The sequence below is a fragment of the Naasia aerilata genome, from assembly GCF_030296595.1.
GTDB classification, from domain to species: domain Bacteria; phylum Actinomycetota; class Actinomycetes; order Actinomycetales; family Microbacteriaceae; genus Naasia; species Naasia aerilata.
The window spans coordinates 1,006,944-1,027,175 of record NZ_AP027731.1 but is presented as its reverse complement, the minus strand read 5'-3'; the positions used below and the strand labels follow the sequence as shown (position 1 = coordinate 1,027,175).

Sequence of the window (20,232 nt, the reverse complement as noted above, 5' to 3'; positions counted from 1 at the left end):
GCCGGCCGTGCGGCGATCGGACGAAGGCCCTGCCGGGCAGCACCGGCCTATGCACAAGAAGGGACATGCAATGAAGCACGAATCTCGACGCGCACTCCGCGTCGGCGCCGTGGTGCTCGCCTCCGGGCTGGCCGTGGCACTCGCCGGATGCTCGGGCGGCTCCGGCGGCAGCGGAGGCGGCGGAGGCGGGTCCTCCGACAAGCTGACCATGCTCATCGGCTCGAGCGGCGACGCGGAGACGAAGGCCGTCCAGTCGGCGGCCGACGCATGGGCGAAGGACAACGACACCAAGGTCGAGGTGGTCGCAGCCAGCGACCTCAACCAGCAGCTGAGCCAGGGCTTCGCCGGCGACGACGCACCCGACCTCTTCTACATGGGCTGGGACCAGTTCTCCACCTACGCCAAGAACGGCTACCTCCAGCCGTACGCCGAGAACCTGTCCAACGCGGACGCGTTCTACCCGACGCTCAAGGACGCCTTCACCTACGACGGCACGTTCACGTGCGCGCCGAAGGACTTCTCGACCCTCGGACTCATCGTCAACACCGACAAGTGGGCGGCGGCCGGCCTGACCGACGCCGACGTCCCGACCGACTGGGCGAGCCTCGAGGCCGTGGCCCAGAAGCTCACAACCGGTGACACCGTCGGCCTGTCCTTCGGCGCCGAGTACGCGCGCATGGGCACCTTTATGAACCAGGCCGGCGGCACCATGGTGTCGAAGGACGGCAAGAAGGCCACGGCGGATTCCGCCGAGAACCTCGCCGGTCTCGAGTACGTGAAGAAGCTGCACGACGAGGGCGCGCTCAAGTTCCCGACCGAGATCGACGCCGGCTGGTCCGGCGAGGCGCTTGGCGCGGGCAAGGCCGCGATGGTCATCGAGGGTCCGTGGATCAAGGGCATCAAGACCGACTACCCGGACACCAAGTACCAGGCCTTCGAGCTCCCCGCGGGCCCGTCCGGCAAGTCGACCTTCACGTTCACGAACTGCTGGGGCATCCCGGCGAACTCGGACACGGCCGACCAGGCGCAGAAGCTCGTCGAGTTCCTGACCAGCGATGAGCAGGAGATGGCGTTCGCCGACGCGTTCGGTGTCATCCCCTCGACCCAGTCCGCCGCCAAGACCTACGCGGAGAAGTACCCGGAGAACGCCTCGTTCGTCGCGAGCAACGACTACGCGGTGAGCCCGATCAACTTCGCGGGCGCCGCTGCGGTCATCACGGACTTCAACTCGCAGCTCGAGACCCTCGCCACCGGCGGGGACCCGAAGGCGATGCTGTCCTCGCTGCAGACCGAGCTCCAGGCGGCTCTGGACGAAGCGAACGGCTGATCCGATCGGGAAGGGCGGGGTCGCGAGACCCCGCCCTCTCCCGGCAGGCTGACGACGGAAGGACTCGAAGATGAGCAGAAGCATCCGCGGCCGCGAAGGCGTGTACGGCTGGGCGTTCGTGGCGCCCGCCATCGTCATCATCGGGGTCTTCCTCGTGCTGCCCATCCTGCTGGCGCTCTACACGAGCTTCTCCAACTGGAACGGGCTGGGGTCGCCGCTCGGCAACTCCGCCCTCGTCGGCACCAAGAACTACGAGAAGGTGCTGGTCGACGCGGGCCTCGCCCGGTCGGACTTCGGCACAGCGCTGCGCAACAACCTCTACTACGTCCTGTTCGTGGTGCCCCTGCAGACGGCGCTCGCGCTGCTGCTCGCGGTGCAGGTGAACCGCCGCGTCCTCGCGGCGCGCGGGTTCTTCCGCACCGCCTTCTACTTCCCGTCGGTCACGAGCTCTATCGCGATCACGACGATCTTCCTGTTCCTCTTCACCTCGTCCGGCGCCGTCAACGCGGTGATCGGTTGGCTGGGCGTCAACGGTCCCAACTGGTTCGCCGACCCGACGGGCGTGCTGCACCAGTTCCTCGGGCTGTTCGGCGTCGGCGGCAAGGAGCGCTCGCGACCGCCGGCCCCCTCGGGCTGTCGTGGTGGGACTGGCTGAGCGGCCCGTCCGTCGCCATGTGCGTGCTGATCATCCTGGCCATCTTCACGACCTCCGGCACGTTCATGCTCCTGTTCCTCGCCGCCCTGCAGAACATCGGCGAGGAGATCGAGGAGGCGGCGATGGTCGACGGCGCGAGCTCGTTCCGGCGGTTCTTCTCGGTGACGCTGCCGATGCTCCGGCCCACCCTCTTCACGGTCCTCACGCTCGGTCTCATCGGGACCTGGCAGGTGTTCGACCAGATCTACCTGACGGGCGGCGGAAAGCCCGGCAAGACCACCCTGACGCCCGCGTTCCTCGCCTACTCCACGTCCTTCAAGGACCTGCACTGGGGCCAGGGCGCGGCCATCTCGTTCATCCTCTTCGCGATCATCGTGGCCTTCACGCTGCTGCAGCGCTGGGTGCTGCGGGACCGGGATCTCGGCCGATCGGGGAGCGGCGGGCACGGCGAGCGGGCGAGCGACTGAAGCGCCAGGCGGCGCGAGCGGAGGCGGCACGATGAGCACGATCGGACCGGGCAGCGCTGCCTCCGCCCTCGAGGTGCCGGTGGCGGCCGCTGCCGCCCAGGGCACCGCGGTCGACCGGCCGCGCCGGCGCCGCACAGTGCCGGGGCGCGTGCGGACCGGCCTGATCCTCAGCTACCTGGTGCTGGTGGCGCTCGCCGTCATCTACATCTATCCGTTCCTCATCTCCATCGCGGGCAGCTTCAAGACCGACAACGAGGCGACGGCGAACCCCCTGTCGCTGCTGCCGCAGGTGTGGAGCTTCGCCGCGTACGAGCGACTGTTCACCGACGTGCCGCTGCTGCGCTGGGCGGGCAACTCGGCGCTGATCACGATCATCGTCACGCTCGGCCGGGTGTTCTTCGACTCCCTCGCCGGCTACGCGCTGTCGCGGCTGCGCTTCCCGGGGCGGAGCGCCGTCTTCGCGGCGTTCATCGCGATCCTCGCCGTGCCCAACGTGGTGCTGCTGATCCCGCGGTTCCTCGTGCTCAAGGAGCTCGGCCTCTACAACACCTACGCCGGCATGATCATCCCGCTCATCATCGACGCGGGCGGCATCTTCATCATGAAGCAGTTCTTCGAGTCGATCCCGGTGAGCGTGGAGGAGGCGGCCCGCATCGACGGGGCCGGCATCTTCCGCACTTTCTGGTCGATCGTGCTGCCCATGGCCCGGCCGGCGCTCATCACCCTGTTCATCCTGAGCTTCCAGGGCTCCTGGAACGAGTTCGCCCACTTCGTGATCTCGAGGCAGGATCCCGCGCTCAACACGCTGACGACGGGGGTCGCGTCGCTCGTGTCGGGGCAGCTGGGCACGGGAAACCAGTACCCGCTGCGGCTTGCCTCGGCGGTCCTCATGTCGATCCCGGTCGCGGTGCTCTTCTTCGTCTTCCAGCGCCGCATCATGAACACGACGGGCGGCGCCGAGAAGGGCTGACCCGCGGAATTGACACCGACGCCCGACCATTGGGAGAGTTCCGCGAGGAAGGAGGTCGCGCATGCCGGCTCTGCCGACGGTGCTCGACGTCGCCCGCGTGGCGGGTGTCTCCCGCCAGACGGTCTCCAACGTGCTCAACGCCCCCGGCCTCGTGAAGGCCGAGACGCAGGAGCGCGTCCGCTCGGCGATCCTGGCCCTCGGCTACCAGCCGCACGCCTCGGCGCGGCGCCTGCGGACGCGGCGCGCATCCACCCTGGGCGTCCGGCTGGATGAGACGCGGGACGGCATCTCGGGCGCCCTGCTCGACCGCTTCCTGCACTCCTTCACCAAGGAGGCCGACGCGCGGGGCCTGCGCGTGCTGCTCTACGTCTCGACGGATCCCGAGGACGAGATCGCGCACATCCGCCGCCTCAACGACGGCGCCGACGCCGACGCGTTCGTGCTCACCTCGACCGAGCACGGCGACGCGCGTGTCGCCTGGATGACCGAGAACCGGGTGCCGTTCGTGACGTTCGGCCGCCCCTGGGGCGCCGAGGACCTGCACACCCACCCGTGGGTGGACGTCGACGGCCGTGCGGGCACCGCGGCGGCCACGCAGCACTTCCTCGACCGGGGCATCCGGCGCATCGGCTTCCTCGGCTGGCCGTCCCCGTCCGGCACCGGCGACGACCGCCGCGGCGGGTGGGAGGATGCGCTTCGCGGCGCGGCGCTGGACCCGCAGCCGGGTCTGGTGACCGTGGCTCCCGATGACGTGGGTGCCGCGGAGTCCGCCGTCGCCGCCTGGCGGGAGCGGGGAGCGGAGTTCGACGCCCTCGTGTGCGCCAGCGACTCCCTGGCGCTCGGTGCTGCGCTCGCCCTGAGCCGGGACCGGAGCGGTCCGAGCATCCCGATCGTCGGCTTCGACAACACGCCGGTCAGCCGGGCGCTCGGCTTCTCGAGCGTGGAGCAGCGCACGGATCTGGTGGCCGAGGCGGTGCTCGAGCTCCTCGACGGCCGCCGGGCTGCCGAGGACGGCGCGCCGCCGCCGCATCGCCTCATCGTGCCGGAGCTCGTGCTGCGCGGCGACGTCTAGCCCCACGCACTCGAACGAGTACGTTCCGGCCCGAAAGGTACGGTGCAGCGCACCACCTGGGCCGGAACGTACCAGGGAGGTCAGGGGAGGTCGGCGGACCAGGGGTCTCGGGGAGGCCCGCGACGCCCGGCTCGAAGGCGTAGGTACCGCCCGAGCCGGGGTACTCGGCGAGCTGCTCGTCCGTCAGGCCCTTCCGAGCCGTCGTCACGAAGAGGGTCCGGAGGCCGGGTCCGCCGAAGGTGACGCTCGACACGTGAAGGGCCGGCACGGCGTACTCCGCCAGCTGGGTGCCGTCCGGGGCAAAGCGCGCGACGCGGCCGCCGCCCCAGAACGCCGCCCAGAGTGCGCCCTCCGCGTCGACCGTGCAGCCGTCCGGGGATTCCCCGTCGAACGTCGCGAAGACGGCGGAGTCGCCCAGCCGGCCGTCCTCCCCGAGCGGATAGGAGAGGATGCGCTCGCCGTCCGAGTCGTCGAAGTAGAGGGTCCGCCCGTCGGGGCTCGCGGACGGGCCATTGCTGACGGCGAATCCCGAGTCCACCTCGTGCACCGAGATGCGGCCGTCCTCGACGCTCACGCGGTAGAGCGAGCCGATCGGCTCGCTCTCGTCGTCGTCGGCGGTGCCGAGCCAGAGCCGCCCCGTCCGGTCGGTCTTGCCGTCGTTGACGTGCACGCCGGGCGTCTCCGCGAACGGGTCGCCCAGGCGGCGGGTCGCGCCCGTTGCGAGGTCGACGGCGTGCAGGCCGGTGACGTCGGTGGTCACCGCGACGCCCGGGTCGCGAGTGGGCACGAGGGGCCCGAGGGGTCCCTGGAGCTCGAGCGGGACCGACGCCTCGCCCCGGTCCTCGGTCCAGGAGTGGAGCGTGGGCCGGCGGAGGTCGAGCCAGTAGAGCGTCTGCCGGTCCTCCGACCACAGCGGCGATTCGCCGAGCAGGGCGCGAGACTCGCCGAGTGACCGCATGGCCGTCCTTCCCGCGCCCGCCCGGACGCGCTCCGGGTTCATTATCCCGAGAGCCCGGGCGCGGGCTTCAGAGCTTGCGCTCGGACCTCGGGACGCGCTTGTTGCGCGGGAGGGGGCGAATGGTCTCGATGTCCGGGTCCTTCGGCCGCACGGCGTTGGCCTTCGCCGTCGCGGAGCGCGTGGCCTCGACGCTCGCGGGCTTCAGCGGGGATCGCGGGATCGGGCGGACCGGCTCGCCGCGGCGCTCCTGACCCGGGATCGGGCGGGAGCGCCGGCCGTAGATGAGATCGGACGAGTCGAGCAGCCACGGCACGAGCGCGACCGAGACGCCGTGCTGGAGCATCAGCTTCTGACGGATGCGCCGCGCCTTGTGGTTGTGCAGCAGCGACTCCCACCAGTGCCCGACGACGAAGAGCGGCAGGTACACGGTGACGACCTCGCCGCCGTTCGCCTCCTGGTGCTTGCGGATGTACTTGACGAGCGGCCAGCCGATGTCGCGGTACGGCGACCGGAGCACGCACAGCGGCACCTTGATGTTCTGCTCGCGCCACTCGCGCTCGAGGCGGTCGGTGGCCTCGTCGTCGATCGACACGTGCACCGCCTCAAGGCTCTCGTGACGCGCGGCGATCGCGTAGTCGAGGGCCTTCAGCACCGGCTTCTGCATGCGGCCTACGAGCACGATCGCGTGATCGCCCTGCGAGCCGAAGGTCGTGACCGCGTCGACCTCGACCTCCTTCTCGACGTCCCGGTAGTACCGGTTGACGCCGAGCATCAGCACGAACAGCACGGGCATGATGAGGAACACCAGGTAGGCGCCGTGGGTGAACTTCGTGATGGTGACCACGACGAGGACGCTGAAGGTCAGGACGGCGCCGAATGCGTTGATGGGCAGGGAGCGCCAGATGGATGCCCGGTTCACGCCGGGGCGGCGCAGCTCGCGCAGCCAGTGCCGGACCATTCCGGTCTGCCCGAGCGTGAACGACACGAACACGCCGATGATGTACAGCTGGATCAGCTGAGTCACGTTGGCGCGGTAGACGAGCAGGATCAGGACCGCAGCGAGGGCGAGGATCAGCACGCCGTTGGAGAAGATCAGCCGGTCGCCGCGGGTGTTGAGCGCCTTGGGCGCGTAGCCGTCCTTCGCGAGGACGGCGCCGAGCAGCGGGAAGCCGTTGAACGCCGTGTTGGCGGCGAGCAGCAGGACCGCCGCCGTTGCCGCCTGGATGATGTAAAAGGGCAGCGAGAAGTTGCCGAAAACGCTCGAGGCGATCTGCGCGATGAGGCTCCGCTGAGGCACCTGCGTGCAGTTCTCGAACCCGATCAGATGGCAGGCATCCTCGGCGTAGTGCACCTGGGCGATCAGCGCGAGGGCGGTCAGTCCGGCGAACAGGACGATCGCGATGCCGCCCATGAGGACGAGCGTCGTCTGCGCGTTCCGGATCTTCGGCCGACGGAAGGCCTGCACACCGTTGGAGATCGCCTCGACCCCGGTCAGGGCCGAGCAGCCGCTCGAGAAGGCCCGCAGGAGCAGCAGGATGAAGCCGATCTGAGTGGTCTGCTCGAACTTGACCGAGAACTCGGCCGACTCGGCGACGGGCACGTCACCGAGGGCGGTGCGGACGATTCCGACGACGATCATGACGAGGACGCTGCCCGCGAAGATGTAGGTCGGCAGCGCGAACGCCTTGCTGGACTCCCGGACTCCGCGGAGGTTCACTGCGGCGAGGAGCACGGCCGCGAGCACGGCGAGCTCGATGCGCGCACCCGCAAGCTGCGGGATCGCGGAGATGATGTTGTCCACGCCGCTCGCGACCGAGACGGCAACGGTCATCACGTAGTCGACGAGCAGCGCCGACGCGACGACGAGGCCGGCCTTCTCGCCCAGGTTCTTGCTCGCGACCTCGTAGTCGCCGCCGCCCGACGGGTACGCCTTGATGAGCTGGCGGTAGGACAGCACGACGACGGCGAGCAGCACGACGACGGCGGCCGCCACCCAGGGCGCGAAGCTGAGGAACGCGAGCCCGCCGAGGAGCAGGATCATCAGCAGCTCCTGCGGGGCGTACGCCACAGAGGAGAGCGCGTCGCTCGCGAAGATGGGGAGCGCCAGGTGCTTCGGAAGCAGCTGGCCTTCGAGCTTGTCGCTCGGAAGCTTCTCGCCGATGAGCCAGCGCTTGACGGGGCTGCCTGAGTCCGCCTCCTCCACAGGGGGTGGCTGAGTCACGGGGGACGATCGTACACTCGGCAACCCCGCTGTCAAGCGACCCCGACGGGGGCTATGCGTGGGGGCGCGCGTGTGCTCGTGGCCTGCGGTCGCGCGGCGCCGGTCAGGGGAGGTGCCGCAGGATCTCCTGCCGGACCTCCCGCAGCCGCTGCTCGAGCAGGGCGACGACCTCGGGCGGCACACCGCCTCGCGCGCCCGCCGCCCGCAGGTCCCCGCGCATCCGGACGCGGAAGTCGAGGAGGATCGCCTCGGCGTCCCGAGCGCCGCGCAAGCCGTCTCGCCCACCGGACGGGGTGGTCGTGGTGGCCTCGCTGCGCGCCGTCTGGGCCGCAGCCGCGAGATCGGCTCGGAGGCTCTTCATCGCCTGGTCGACGCCGGAGCGGACCTCGTCCGCAATCCGTCGGACGGAGTCGGTGAGGTCGTCCTCGATGCCGGCCAGCTCGCCCCGGCGCGCTTCGAGCTCCTGCGCTCCGGACGGGGTGATGGCGTACACGGTGCGCCGGCCGTCCGAGTCGCGGCGGACGAGGCCGTCCTCCTCGAGCTTGGCCAGCCGGGGATAGATGGTGCCGGCGCTGGGGGAGTAGGTGCCGCCCGAGCGCTCCTCGAGCGCCTGGATCAGCTCGTACCCGTGGCGGGGGCGCTCGTCCAGCAGGGACAGCAGGTAGAGGCGCAGCCGCCCGTGCCCGAACACGCTCGTCACGCCGCGGGCTCCGTCGCGGGGGCCCGGACGACCACGATGTCGCCTGACACGGAGTTGCAGCGCACCTCGGTCCAGGTGCCGTCGAGGCCCCCGAGGTGAAGTTCTCGCTGCGCCCGAGGATGCCCTTGAAGACCCGGTCGTCGAGCTGCGCGGTTCCGCTCACCGTGTTGACGCTGTAGCGGGCGCCCACGCCGACCGGCAGGCGGAGGGTGGTCGACCCGCTCACCGTGTTGGTGTCGATCGAGTCGGGCACCCCCATGGCATCGACGAAGAGATCGCCGCTCACGCCCTCGCAGGAGAACGACGTCAGGGCGCCGGTGGCCGACACATCGCCCGACACGGTGCGGGCCCGGACGGCGCCGCGGTGGTCCCGGACGGACAGCGAGCCGCTGACCGCGTTGAGCTCCACGTCCCCCTCGCTCGAGTCGAGCATGATGCTGCCGGACACGGTGTTGAGCCGCGCGCCGGTGCGCATCCCGCTGACCAGGGCGTCGGCGCTCACCACGCCGAGCCGCAGGGATGCCTCCCGCGGGAGGAGCAGGCTGACCGTCGCGCTGGCCTTGCCCGTGAACGACCGGAACACGTCGACGAAGTTGTCCCAGCGCAACTGCGGGTGGTCGATCTCGAGGTGGCCGCCGTCGATGCGGACCAGCAGGTCGCGGCCGGTCACGTCGGAGACCTCGACGCGCGCGGTCGGCTCGTCGGTGCCGAGGACGTCGATGCGCCCGCCCAGCAGGCTGATCTTGACCGACCGCACCGCCGGGAGGTCGATCACCTTCGGCCCGGTGACGAGCCACTTCTCCTGGGTCACGAGGCCCTCTCCTTCTCGCGATATATCGCGTTCGATGCGGACACGATATATCGCGTCTTCCTGTGCGCGCAAGACATCTGCCTCCGCCATAATCCACAGGTGCATCTCCTGGCCGTCGCGAGCCTCAAGAACCGGGCCCTGATCGCCCTCGTCACGATCGTCGCGGCGGTGTTCGGCGGCATCGCCCTGACCTCGCTCAAGCAGGAGCTGATCCCGTCCATCCAGTTCCCGCAGCTCGCCGTCGTCACGACCTACGAGGGCGCGTCGCCCGAGGTCGTCAACCAGAGCGTCAGCATCCCCATCGAGCAGGCGATCCAGGGCGTCGCGGGGCTCGAGTCGACATCGGCGACGTCGAGCTCCGGGCGGTCGGTCGTGACCGCGTCCTTCACGTACGGCGTCGACCTGCCCTCGACCGAGAACAAGATCGCGCAGGCCGTGAACCGGATCCGGTCCGCACTGCCCTCGGGGCTCGACCCGCAAGTGCTGAGCGGCAGCATCGACGACTTCCCGGTGATCCAGATCGCGGTGACGAAGGGCGACGCGGATGATGTGCGCCGCGTGGTGCTGCCCGAGCTCGAGGACCTCGAGGGCGTCCGAGCCGCGAGTCTCACCGGCGCACCCGGCCAGCGCGTCACCATCACGCCGGACCCCGTCGCCCTGGCCTCCCGGGGGCTCGCCGGCGACGCGATCCGCACCGCCGTGCAGTCGAGCGGCGTCCTGGTCCCCGCCGGAACGCTGACCGAGGACGGGCGCACGCTGTCGGTGCAGGCGGGCGCGCCACTCGGGTCCGTGGCGGACGTCGCCTCGCTTCCCCTCGTCGGCGCGCGCCAGGCCTCCACCATCGGCGACGTCGCGACGGTCGCGCTCGCCGACGACCCCGTCACGACGCTGTCCCGCGTCAACGGGGAGCCCGCGCTCACCATCGCGGTGACCAAGCTGCCCGCCGCGAACACGGTCGAGGTGTCGCACGCCGTCCGCAACGCGCTGCCCGACCTCGAGGACGCGCTCCCGGGCGCCGACTACACCGTCGTCTTCGACCAGGCGCCCTACATCGAGCGCTCGATCGAGTCCCTCTCGACCGAAGGCCTCCTCGGCCTCGGCTTCGCGGTGCTCGTGATCCTCGTCTTCCTGCTGTCCGTGCGGGCCACGATCGTGACCGCTATCTCGATCCCGACCTCGGTGCTCATTACCTTCGTCGGGCTGCAGTTCGCTGACTACTCCCTCAACCTGCTCACGCTCGGCGGCCTCACGATCGCGATCGGCCGCATCGTCGACGACTCCATCGTCGTCATCGAGAACATCAAGCGGCACCTCACCGGCATCGCGCCGACCGGTGCTGAGCGCGTGCGCTCCATCGCCGGCGCGGTCCGCGAGGTGGCAGGGGCGGTGACCGCCTCCACGCTCACGACCGTGACCGTCTTCCTGCCGCTCGCGTTCGTCGAGGGCTCGACCGGCGAGCTGTTCCGGCCCTTCGCCCTCACTGTGACGATCGCGCTGGTCGCCTCGCTCGTGGTCTCGCTCACGATCGTCCCGGTGCTCGCCCACTGGTTCCTCCGGTCGCGCCCCGTGCACCGCCACGACCGCGGGCACGTCGTCGACGCACCCACGCGGCTGCAGCGCGGCTACCTCCCGATCCTCCGGGGCACGCTCGCGCACCCGTTCATCACGGTCCTCGTCGCCCTGCTCGTGCTGGGAGGCACGGGGGCGCTGTCGCTCCTCCTCAAGACGAACTTCCTCGGCTCCAGCGGGCAGAACACCCTGACCGTCACGGAGGCGTTCGAGCTCGCCACGAGCCTCGACGTGCAGGATGCGGCGGCGCAGCGCGTCGAGGGCGAGCTGGAGTCGATCGACGGCATCCGGACCGTGCAGGCGTCCATCGGGACGAGCGGCAACGCGCTGCGCGACGCCTTCCTCGGCGGTGGCGGGACGCAGGTCACCTACTCGATCACGACCGACGCGGACGCGGACCAGGACGCTCTGCAGACCACGGTGCGCTCCCGCCTGGAGCGTCTCGAGGACGCCGGACGGTTCTCCGTCCAGGCCTCGAGCGGCTTCGGCGGCTCGGGCAACATCGAGATCGACGTCACCGCGGGAACCCAGGCGGACCTGCAGACGGCCGGGACCGCCATCCTCGAGGCGGTGCAGGGGCTGCCCGAGGTCGCCGAGGCGGGCAGCAACCTCGAAGCCGGGCGGCCCTATGTCCAGGTGACGGTCGACCGAACCGCCGCCGCGGCCGCCGGGTACAGCGAGGTCGCGCTCGCCGGCTACGTGTCGGCGGCGACGCTGCCCTCGACGATCGGCCGGATCACGATCGACGACCGCCTCCTCTCGATCTACGTCTCGCCGCAGGATGCGCCCAGCACCCGCGACGGCCTCGCAGCACTGACCGTGCCCACGCCGGCCGGTCCGGTGCGCCTCGACTCCCTGGCCACCGTCGAGTCGGTCGAGGGTCCCTCGACGGTCACGACCGTCGACAACCGGCGCAGCGCCACCGTGTCGGTCACGCCGAAGGGCGACAACCTCGCGACCGCCAACGCCGCGATCCAGGCCGCGCTCGACGACGCGAAGCTGCCCGCCGGGGCGAGCGCCGAGCTCGGCGGCGTCACCGCGGACCAGCGGGACGCCTTCTCGCAGCTCGGCATCGCGGTGCTCGTGGCCATCCTCATCGTCTACATCGTGATGGTCGCGACGTTCCGCAGCCTCGTGCAGCCCGTGCTCCTGCTCGTCTCGATCCCGTTCGCCGCGACCGGCGCCCTGCTGCTCCAGGTGCTGACCGGCATCCCGCTCGGCGTGGCGTCGTTCGTCGGGCTCCTCATGCTCGTCGGCATCGTGGTGACGAACGCCATCGTGCTCATCGACCTGGTGAATCAGTACCGGGATCGGGGCGAGTCCGTCCACGACGCGCTGATCGCAGGAGCGTCGCGGAGGCTGCGGCCCATCCTCATGACGGCGCTCGCGACGGTCTTCGCGCTGCTGCCGATGGCGATCGGGCTGACCGGGGGCGGCGGCTTCATCTCGCAGCCGCTCGCGCTCGTCGTCGTCGGCGGGCTCACCTCCTCGACCGTGCTCACGCTCATCGTGCTGCCGGTGCTCTACTCCCTGCTGTACCGGTTCCAGGACTGGGCGGGTCCGCTGCTGCGGCGCTTCTCCGCGGGGGTCGGGCGGGGGATGCGGCGTCTGCTGCCGAAGCCCAAGCCGCGTGCCCGAGGCGTGCGGGCGGCGAAGGAGCCCACGGCCTGACCCGTGCGGTTGCGGGCTTTCTCGGGTAACGTGGGTCGGTCGGCTCGTGACGAGAGCTCCGGTGCGTCCGGGGGAAACTTGTGTGTCACTCGTGGCCGGTCCACCAGCGGATCGCTGGAATCTCTCGATCGGCCCGGCCAGTGACTGCCCGGGATCCTTCTGCCGCCCACTGAGGCGCATCTCCCGGAAAGCACATCTGTCATGCCCAAGAACCCATCCCGCTCCACGCCCTCCGGCCGCCCCGCTCGAGGAGGCAGCAAGGCCGGCAGCATCAGCCCGAAGCATCGCGGCCACCGTCCCGACGAAGCGCCCGGCAAGAACCGCTGGAGCACCGCTCGTCGCGACGACGCGCGCGGTGCCCGCACGGGCGACGCCGCATCGGACCGCTCGGACCGCCGCCCCGACTGGACGCCGCCGGAGCACCGCCCTACGCGTGCCCGCGTCGCCGGCCAGCCCAAGTTCGGCGCCCGTGCCCCCGAGCGCGGCCGCGGCGGACAGCGCGACGACCGCGCCCCTCAGCGCAACGACCGCTACGGCTCCGACAGCGGCGACCGCTACGGGTCCGACCACGGCGACCGCTCATCCGGCGCTGACCGCGGCGACCGCTCATCCGGCGCTGACCGCGGGAACCGCTCCTATGGCGGCGACCGCTCCTATGGCGGCGACCGGCGTTCCGAGGGCCAGCGCCCGGAGCGCCGCTACGAGGAGCGTCCTGCCCGGGGCGACGCGGGCGACCGGCGTTCCGAGGACCGGCGCCCGGAGCGCCGTGGCGACGAGCGTCCCGCCCGCCGCTACGAGGAGCGCCCTGCCCAGGACTTCAACCGCGGCTTCGCGGGTCAGCGCGCGGAGCGCCGTGCGGCGGAGCGTCCCGAGCGCCGCTTCGAGGAGCGTCCCGGCCGCAGCTTCGACCGCGACGCGCGACCCGAGCGCCGGGCGGACGACCGCCCGTCCCGGCGCTACGAGAGCAGCGACCGCCCCGCCCGCCGCGAGGAGGGCGAGCGCCCGGCCCGCCGGTTCGAGGAGCGTCCCGAGCGCCGCACGTCGGCCCCCCGCGAGAGCTTCCGCGCGTCCCGCGAGGCGCCCTCCGGTGAGCGGGAGCGCCGCTTCCACGACTTCCAGGAGCGCAGCCGCGCTCCGCGGCACGATGACTTCCGCGACTCCCGCCGCTCGTCCGACGGCCGTCCCGACCGCCGGATGAGCGACATCGACGACGTGGTGCTCGAGCGCCTCGAGGCCGTCGCGACGACCGCCGACGAGGTGGAGGGCGTCACGTTCGCCGACCTCGGTCTCGGCAGCAACATCGTGCGGGCGCTCGCCGAGCTCGGGGCGGAGACCCCGTTCCCGATCCAGGCCGCCACCATCCCCGACGTGCTCGCCGGCCGGGACGTGCTCGGCCGCGGCCGCACCGGCTCCGGCAAGACGATCGCGTTCGGTGCTCCGCTGGTCGAGCGGATCCTCAAGGCCCAGGCGGGCACCAAGCGCGCCATGGGCCGGGCGCCGCGCGCGCTGATCCTAGCGCCTACGCGGGAGCTCGCCCTGCAGATCGACGACACCGTGCAGCCGATCGCCCGCAGCGTGGGCCTCTTCACCACGCAGGTCTACGGCGGCGTGCCCCAGGCGCGCCAGGTCGGCGCCCTGCGCCGCGGCGTCGACATCGTGATCGGCACCCCCGGCCGCATCGAGGACCTCGTGAACCAGGGCGCGCTCGACCTGTCCGACGTGCAGATCGTCGTGCTCGACGAGGCCGACCACATGACCGACCTCGGCTTCCTGGAGCCGGTGCAGCGCATCCTCCGCCAGACGGAGCGGGGCGGCCAGCGGCTCCTCTTCTCCGCGACGCTCGACACGGCCGTCGCGGCGCTCGTCGACGAGTTCCTCCGCGACCCCGCCGTGCACGAGGTGGCCGGCGAGGACCAGAAGTCGTCGACCATCGACCACCGGGTGCTGCTCATCGACCAGAAGGACAAGATCCGGCTCGTCACCGAGCTGGTCGACGGCCCGGGCAAATCCTCGTGTTCGCCCGGACCCGGGCGTTCGCCGAGCAGCTCGCCGAGGAGCTCAGCGACGCCGGCATCCCGGCGACGAGCCTGCACGGCGACCTCAACCAGGCCAAGCGCACACGCAACCTGGAGCGGCTGACGAGCGGCCGGGTGAACGTGCTGGTCGCCACCGACGTCGCGGCACGCGGCATCCACGTCGACGACATCGAGCTCGTCCTGCAGGCCGACGCTCCCGAGGAGTACAAGACGTACCTGCACCGCTCCGGGCGCACCGGTCGCGCCGGGAAGCAGGGCACCGTCGTGACGCTCATCGCGAAGTCCCGCCGGCGCCGTCTCGAGGAGCTGCTCGACCGCGCCGAGATCACCGCCGACTTCCTCACCATCCCCGCGGGCGGCGACGCCCCGCGGAGCTCGTCACCTCCTAGAGTCCCCTCCGGGTGAGCGGCGCCGGTCGATCGGCGCCGCTCAGTCGACGGCGAGCAGAGCGGCGGCCACGAAGGCGAGCACCAGCCCGAACGCCTGCAGCTTCGTGATCCGCTCGCGCAGGACCAGCGCGGCGAGCACGATCGTGCCCGCTGGATAGAGGGCGGTGAGCACGGACACGACCGTCAGGTCGCCGGTGCGGACCCCGGCGAGGAGCAGGGCGTTCGCGGTCCCGTCCAGCGCGCCGCACAGGAGGGCGAGCCGGAGCCCCCGACCTGCCGCGTCGCGGGTCCGCGGTGCTCCGCGCAAGGCGAGGATGCCGACGGCCGCGAACATCAGGGCCGCGTTGACCGTCCGGTTGGCGAGCAGCGGCAAGAGGCCGGAGTCGTCCGGCGCCGCGTCGATCAGCACGAGGAACACCCCGATGAGCGTGCCTGCGCCGACCGCCATGAGGATGCCCCGGGGCGACGCGCGCACGGCCGTCCGCTCCGGAACGAAGGCGACCAGCACGACCGCCGCGAGAGCGAGGACGAGCCCGATCGACCCCAGCGGTCCGAGGCGCTCGCCGAGGACCAGCCCCCAGGTCATCGGGACCACGGCCGACACGAGCGCGGTGATGGGTGAGAGCACGCTCATCGGGCCGAGCGCGAGACACGCGTAGAGGAGGAGAGCGCGCCCGCTCCGGCCACTCCGGACAGGATGCCGAAGAAGAGCGCGTCAGCGGAGTAGCGGCCGCCGACGAGCGGGAACGCGACCAGCAGCACCGCCAGGCCCGAGAGGGCCGCGATCCCGGCCGCCCGGAGCGCGCCGACGCGTCGCGACGCGATGCCGCCGAAGAAGTCGGCCGCCCCGTAGACGATTGCGCCGGACACTCCGAACAGCGCGGCGAAGAGAGCCGACATCCTCCCCATCCTCGCCTACGGCAGGCAGGATCCGACTCTCCGCGCGACTCGGGGAGGTGTCGGATGGCCGGGCTAGCATGGCCCGCATGCCCGACGCCGTCCTCGCCCGCGAGCCGCTCGAGATCCTCCGCTCGGTCTTCGGGTACGACCAGTTCCGCGGCGATCAGGCAGCCATCATCGAGCACGTCACGGCGGGCGGGGACGCGGTCGTCCTCATGCCGACGGGCGGCGGCAAGTCGCTCTGCTACCAGGTGCCCGCCCTCGCGCGACGCGGCACCGGGGTGGTCGTCTCGCCCCTCATCGCCCTCATGCAGGACCAGGTCGATGCGCTCCGCGCGGTCGGCGCCCGTGCCGAGTTCCTCAACTCCACCCAGGACTCGGGGAGCGCTCGCGCGTCGAGTCGGCTCTGCTCGAGGGTGCGGTGGACGTGCTCTACGTGGCGCCGGAGCGCCTTGCGCTCGAGTCCACCCGGCGCCTGCTCGACAACGTGGAGGCGCGCGGCGGCCTGTCCGTGCTGGCCATCGACGAGGCCCACTGCGTCGCCCAGTGGGGGCACGACTTCCGTCCCGACTACCTGACGCTCGGCGACCTGGGGGAGCGGTGGCCTCAGGTGCCCCGCCTGGCCCTCACGGCCACCGCCACCCAGGCGACCCACCGCGAGCTCATCTCGCGGCTGCGGCTCGAGGACGCGCAGTCGTACGTGTCGAGCTTCGACCGCCCGAACATCCAGTACCGGATCGTCCCGAAGGCCGAGCCGCGCAAGCAGCTGCTCGACTTCCTCCGCACCGAGCACCCCGGTGACGCCGGCATCGTCTACGCGCTGTCGCGCGCGAGCGTCGACCAGACGGCGGAGTTCCTCGCCGCGTCCGGAATCACGGCGCTTCCCTACCACGCGGGCCTCGACGCCCGGGTGCGCGCCGCCAACCAGCAGCGGTTCCTCCGCGAGGATGGAATCGTGATGGTCGCCACCATCGCGTTCGGCATGGGCATCGACAAGCCCGACGTGCGGTTCGTCGCGCACATCGACCTGCCGAAGTCGGTCGAGGGGTACTACCAGGAGACCGGGCGTGCCGGCCGCGACGGCCTGCCGGCCACCGCCTGGCTCGCCTACGGACTGCAGGACGTCGTGCAGCAGCGGCGGATGATCGACACGTCCGAGGGGACGCGGCGCACCGCCGGCGCCTCGCCGCGAACCTGGACGCCATGCTCGCCCTCTGCGAGACCGTCGACTGCCGCCGCTCGCGCCTGCTCGCCTACTTCGGCCAGGAGGGCGCGGAGGCCTGCGGCAACTGCGACACGTGCCTCGTGAAGCCCGAGACGTGGGACGGCACCATCGCCGCGCAGAAGCTGCTGTCCACCGTGGTCCGCCTTCAGCGGGAGCGCAGCCAGCGCTTCGGCGGCGGCCAGATCATCGACATCCTGCGCGGCAAGGAGACCCCGCGCACCAAGCAGCACAGCCACGAGAACCTGGCGACCTGGGGCATCGGCGCCGACCTGGCCGAGCAGCAGTGGCGCGGCGTGCTCCGCCAGATGCTGGCGCAGAACCTCATCGGGGTGACCGAGGACGGCTACGGCACCCTCGTCCTGACGCCCGGCAGCGCGAGCGTGCTCTCGGGCGAGCGGCAGGTGCGGCTCCGCAAGGATCCCGAGCGGGCGGAGCGATCCCGCAGCGCGGGCAAGCGCGCCGTCGCCGACCTGCCTGCCGACGCGATGCCGCTGTTCGAGCGCCTCCGCGAGTGGCGGGCCGGCGCCGCCCGCGAGCAGGCCGTGCCCGCCTACGTCGTCTTCAACGATGCGACGCTGCGCGAGCTTGCCACGCGGAAGCCGTCGTCGCTGTCCGAGCTCGCCACGGTCACGGGCGTCGGTCAGGCAAAGCTCGACCGCTACGGCGAAGCGCTCCTCGAGGTGCTCGCCGCAGCCTGACCGCGGTGGCCGGCGGGTGCGCGGAGTGCCCCGAGCGTCGACGGGCCGATTCGGGCATCCCGGGCCGCCGCTTCGGCCCGCAATGCCCGATCCGACCCCTCCAGTTGTCCACCCGCGGGTCCGGTCGTCGCACGGGGACCGTCGCCCACCCTCCTGGAACTCGAGCAGGACACCGTCTCTTGAGCAGGACCGGAGTCGGCGCGGGATCCTGCTCAGCGCACGGAGTCCTGCTGAAGACACCCCTCTGACGAGAACCGGGCGGAGCGAGGGCAGACTCGACGAATGCGCACCAACCGGCTCCTGCTCCGCCAGTGGCGGGACGACGACCTGCCGCTCTTCGCCGCGCTGAACGCCGACCCCGAGGTGATGCGGCACTTCCCCGCGCCGTTGGGCCGGGAGGCGAGTGATGCACTCGCCGATCGCGCCCGGCAGCACCTGACGGAGAACGGGTGGGGCCTGTGGGCCGTCGAGGTCGTCGACGGCCCACATCCGGGCTTCGTGGGGTTCACCGGTCTGGCACGACCGGCCTTCTCCGCGCATTTCACTCCGGCGGTCGAGGTGGGCTGGCGGCTCGACCGCCGCGCGTGGGGCTTCGGCTACGCAACGGAGGCGGCGAGGGCCGCCCTCCGGTACGGCTTCGAGGACCTCGGTCTGGACCAGATCGTCTCCTTCACCGCCGAGGGCAACGAGCGCTCGCGGGCGGTGATGCGCCGCCTCGCGATGACCCACGATGCCGCCGACGACTTCGACCACCCCTCGCTCCAGGAGGGGCATCCGCTCCGGCGCCACGTTCTCTACCGGCTCTCCCGGACACCCGCCTGGATGGCTTAGCCCCCTCCCTCAGCAGGCAGAATCCGTCCCGGGCAGGCCGGATTCGGGGTTTCCGGCCTGCTGATGCCGGAAAGTGCCTGCTGAGGGAGAGATCCGACCGTGCGCCGTGAGGGCCCGCGACGGTGACCGTGATCGTACGGGTGACGGTGGGGCCGGGCAGGATGGGCACATGAAGCTCGCCGACGTCGCCGCGACCTCGACCTCGCTCGCCGCCACGAGCTCGCGGATCGCGAAGCGGCGCCTGCTCGCGGCCCTCCTGCTGCGCACCGCGCCCGAGGAGGTGCCGGTCGTCGCCCGGTACCTGGCGGGCGAGCTCCGTCAGCGGCGGACCGGCCTGGGCTGGCGGTCGCTCTCAGGCATGCCGTCTCCGGCGGCCGAGGCGTCGCTCGAGGTGCTCGCCGTGGATGCCGCCTTCGAGCGCATGGCGGGCCTCGCGGGTCCCGGGTCCGCGGGAGCCAGAACGGCCATCGCCGCCGAGCTCTTCGCCGCAGCGACCGCAGAGGAGCAGAACCTGCTGCGCGGTCTCGTCGCAGGCGAGCTGCGCCAGGGCGCGCTGGACTCGCTGCTGCTGGACGCGGTCGCGGAGGCGGCGGGGATCCCGGCGGCCGCGGTGCGCCGCGCCGCCATGCTGGCGGGCGCCACCGAGCCGGTGGCGGAGGCGGCGCTGCTGGCCGGATCGCCCGAGGCGGCGCTGGCGGCGCTGGAGGGGTTCGGCCTCGCCGTCGGTCGCCCCGTCCGTCCCATGCTCGCCGCCTCCGCCCCCGATGTCGCCGCCGCGCTCGCCGGCTTCGAGGGCCGCGAGGTGGCCGTGGACGCCAAGCTCGACGGCATCCGCATCCAGGTCCACCGCTCGGGGGACGACGTCCGCGTGTACACCCGCAGCCTCGACGACATCACCGACCGCGTCCCCGACCTGGTGGAGGTCGTTCGGCGGATGCCCGTGCAGGCGGCCGTGCTCGACGGCGAGGCCATCGCCCTGGACGCCTCGGGCCGTCCGCGGCCGTTCCAGGAGACCGCCGCGCGCAGCGCCACCAGCGACGCCGAGGTGGCCGCGGCCGTCGGCCTGACTCCCTTCTTCTTCGATGTGCTGCACGTCGACGGAACCGACCTCCTCGACGCGCCGCTGACCGAGCGCCTCGCCGTGCTCGATCGGATCGCGCCCGGCTCCGTCGTCGAACGCGTGGTCACCGCAGACGTGGCCGTCGCCGAGGCGGCCTTCGCGGGGTGGGTCGCCGCCGGCCAGGAGGGGGTCGTCGTCAAGGACACGGCCGCCGGCTACGAGGCGGGGCGTCGCGGATCCGCGTGGGTCAAGGTCAAGCCGCGGCACACGCTCGATCTCGTCGTCCTGGCTGTCGAGCGCGGGTCCGGGCGTCGGCGCGGCCTCCTCTCCAACATCCACCTGGGCGCACGGGACCCCGACGGGGGATTCGTGATGCTCGGCAAGACCTTCAAAGGCATGACCGACGAGATGCTGGCCTGGCAGACCGCGAGGTTCGGTGAGCTGGCGGTCGAGGACGACGGGTGGACGGTGCGGCTGCGGCCCGAGCAGGTGGTCGAGATCGCGTTCGACGGACTGCAGCGCTCGAGCCGGTACCCCGGCGGCCTCGCCCTGCGGTTCGCCCGCGTGCTGCGCTACCGCGAGGACAAGACCGCGGCGGAGGCGGACACGATCGACACCGTCCGCGCCCTCGCCGCCCCGGCCGGGGACTGACCCGGGCCTCGTGCGCCACTG

General features: G+C 71.7%; 13 protein-coding genes and 3 pseudogenes. 10 read left to right on the top strand and 6 right to left on the bottom strand.

What is annotated here, in order from left to right; genetic code table 11:
- The first annotated feature begins 70 nt into the window (after positions 1-70).
- From QUE51_RS05560 to QUE51_RS05545, 5 genes are all read left to right on the top strand, one after another.
- Complete coding sequence (locus QUE51_RS05560; RefSeq protein ID WP_286278614.1) at positions 71-1,327, top strand: sugar ABC transporter substrate-binding protein; 1,257 nt, start codon at positions 71-73, stop codon at positions 1,325-1,327.
- A 70-nt stretch (positions 1,328-1,397) separates the two neighbouring features.
- Positions 1,398-1,982 (top strand): carbohydrate ABC transporter permease, encoded by a 585-nt coding sequence (locus QUE51_RS18355; RefSeq protein WP_434017245.1) that lies wholly within the window; start codon positions 1,398-1,400, stop codon positions 1,980-1,982.
- Between the two features lie 23 nt (positions 1,983-2,005).
- Entirely contained in the window at positions 2,006-2,449 is a 444-nt protein-coding gene (locus QUE51_RS18350) for a carbohydrate ABC transporter permease (protein ID WP_434017244.1), read from the top strand.
- 31 nt (positions 2,450-2,480) lie between these two features.
- The gene (locus QUE51_RS05550; protein WP_286278613.1) at positions 2,481-3,419 is read left to right on the top strand and encodes a carbohydrate ABC transporter permease; all 939 of its coding nucleotides are present in this window, start codon (positions 2,481-2,483) and stop codon (positions 3,417-3,419) included.
- A gap of 61 nt (positions 3,420-3,480) precedes the next feature.
- The gene (locus QUE51_RS05545) at positions 3,481-4,491 is read left to right on the top strand and encodes a LacI family DNA-binding transcriptional regulator (RefSeq protein WP_286278612.1); all 1,011 of its coding nucleotides are present in this window, start codon (positions 3,481-3,483) and stop codon (positions 4,489-4,491) included.
- Here the strand turns inward: QUE51_RS05545 and QUE51_RS05540 are convergent.
- The 4 genes and pseudogenes from QUE51_RS05540 to QUE51_RS05525 all read right to left on the bottom strand — a co-directional run.
- On the bottom strand, positions 4,454-5,449 hold the full coding sequence (locus QUE51_RS05540; RefSeq protein ID WP_286278611.1) for an SMP-30/gluconolactonase/LRE family protein: 996 nt from the start codon (positions 5,447-5,449) through the stop codon (positions 4,454-4,456). The two genes, QUE51_RS05545 and QUE51_RS05540, sit on opposite strands and share 38 nt — an antisense overlap.
- A gap of 67 nt (positions 5,450-5,516) precedes the next feature.
- Positions 5,517-7,670 (bottom strand): APC family permease, encoded by a 2,154-nt coding sequence (locus QUE51_RS05535; protein ID WP_286278610.1) that lies wholly within the window; start codon positions 7,668-7,670, stop codon positions 5,517-5,519.
- A gap of 103 nt (positions 7,671-7,773) precedes the next feature.
- Complete coding sequence (locus tag QUE51_RS05530) at positions 7,774-8,370, bottom strand: PadR family transcriptional regulator (RefSeq protein ID WP_286278609.1); 597 nt, start codon at positions 8,368-8,370, stop codon at positions 7,774-7,776.
- 202 nt (positions 8,371-8,572) lie between these two features.
- Positions 8,573-9,271 (bottom strand): annotated as a pseudogene (locus QUE51_RS05525) (DUF4097 family beta strand repeat-containing protein); the annotation flags it as partial.
- 9 nt (positions 9,272-9,280) lie between these two features.
- Between QUE51_RS05525 and QUE51_RS05520 the strand changes: the two are divergent.
- Together QUE51_RS05520 and QUE51_RS05515 are read left to right on the top strand one after the other, a co-directional pair.
- Positions 9,281-12,421 carry an efflux RND transporter permease subunit gene (locus tag QUE51_RS05520; RefSeq protein ID WP_286279265.1) on the top strand — a complete coding sequence of 1,047 codons (3,141 nt, stop codon included), beginning with the start codon at positions 9,281-9,283 and terminating at the stop codon, positions 12,419-12,421.
- Positions 12,422-12,622: 201 nt separating this feature from the next.
- Positions 12,623-14,862: pseudogene (locus tag QUE51_RS05515) on the top strand (DEAD/DEAH box helicase).
- 24 nt (positions 14,863-14,886) lie between these two features.
- Here the strand turns inward: QUE51_RS05515 and QUE51_RS05510 are convergent.
- Together QUE51_RS05510 and QUE51_RS05505 are read right to left on the bottom strand one after the other, a co-directional pair.
- On the bottom strand, positions 14,887-15,480 hold the full coding sequence (locus QUE51_RS05510; protein WP_286278608.1) for a DMT family transporter: 594 nt from the start codon (positions 15,478-15,480) through the stop codon (positions 14,887-14,889).
- Positions 15,477-15,746 (bottom strand): hypothetical protein, encoded by a 270-nt coding sequence (locus QUE51_RS05505; RefSeq protein WP_286278607.1) that lies wholly within the window; start codon positions 15,744-15,746, stop codon positions 15,477-15,479. Before QUE51_RS05505 ends, QUE51_RS05510 begins: the two co-directional genes overlap by 4 nt.
- A 77-nt stretch (positions 15,747-15,823) precedes the next feature.
- On the opposite strand from QUE51_RS05505, the pseudogene recQ reads away from it, so the two are divergent.
- From recQ to QUE51_RS05490, 3 genes and pseudogenes are all read left to right on the top strand, one after another.
- Positions 15,824-17,669 (top strand): annotated as a pseudogene (gene recQ / locus QUE51_RS05500) (DNA helicase RecQ).
- 282 nt (positions 17,670-17,951) lie between these two features.
- Positions 17,952-18,500 (top strand): GNAT family N-acetyltransferase, encoded by a 549-nt coding sequence (locus QUE51_RS05495; protein WP_286278606.1) that lies wholly within the window; start codon positions 17,952-17,954, stop codon positions 18,498-18,500.
- 169 nt (positions 18,501-18,669) lie between these two features.
- Positions 18,670-20,211 carry an ATP-dependent DNA ligase gene (locus tag QUE51_RS05490; RefSeq protein WP_286278605.1) on the top strand — a complete coding sequence of 514 codons (1,542 nt, stop codon included), beginning with the start codon at positions 18,670-18,672 and terminating at the stop codon, positions 20,209-20,211.
- Positions 20,212-20,232: the final 21 nt, after the last annotated feature.

Coding starts and splice junctions, on each gene's coding strand:
- QUE51_RS05545 (WP_286278612.1), top strand. CDS start 3,481: ATGCCGGCTCTGCCGACGGTGCTCGACGTCGCCCGCGTGGCGGGTGTC.
- QUE51_RS18355 (WP_434017245.1), top strand. CDS start 1,398: ATGAGCAGAAGCATCCGCGGCCGCGAAGGCGTGTACGGCTGGGCGTTC.
- QUE51_RS05505 (WP_286278607.1), bottom strand. CDS start 15,746: ATGTCGGCTCTCTTCGCCGCGCTGTTCGGAGTGTCCGGCGCAATCGTC.
- QUE51_RS05540 (WP_286278611.1), bottom strand. CDS start 5,449: ATGCGGTCACTCGGCGAGTCTCGCGCCCTGCTCGGCGAATCGCCGCTG.
- QUE51_RS05510 (WP_286278608.1), bottom strand. CDS start 15,480: ATGAGCGTGCTCTCACCCATCACCGCGCTCGTGTCGGCCGTGGTCCCG.
- QUE51_RS05490 (WP_286278605.1), top strand. CDS start 18,670: ATGAAGCTCGCCGACGTCGCCGCGACCTCGACCTCGCTCGCCGCCACG.
- QUE51_RS05495 (WP_286278606.1), top strand. CDS start 17,952: ATGCGCACCAACCGGCTCCTGCTCCGCCAGTGGCGGGACGACGACCTG.
- QUE51_RS05560 (WP_286278614.1), top strand. CDS start 71: ATGAAGCACGAATCTCGACGCGCACTCCGCGTCGGCGCCGTGGTGCTC.
- QUE51_RS05550 (WP_286278613.1), top strand. CDS start 2,481: ATGAGCACGATCGGACCGGGCAGCGCTGCCTCCGCCCTCGAGGTGCCG.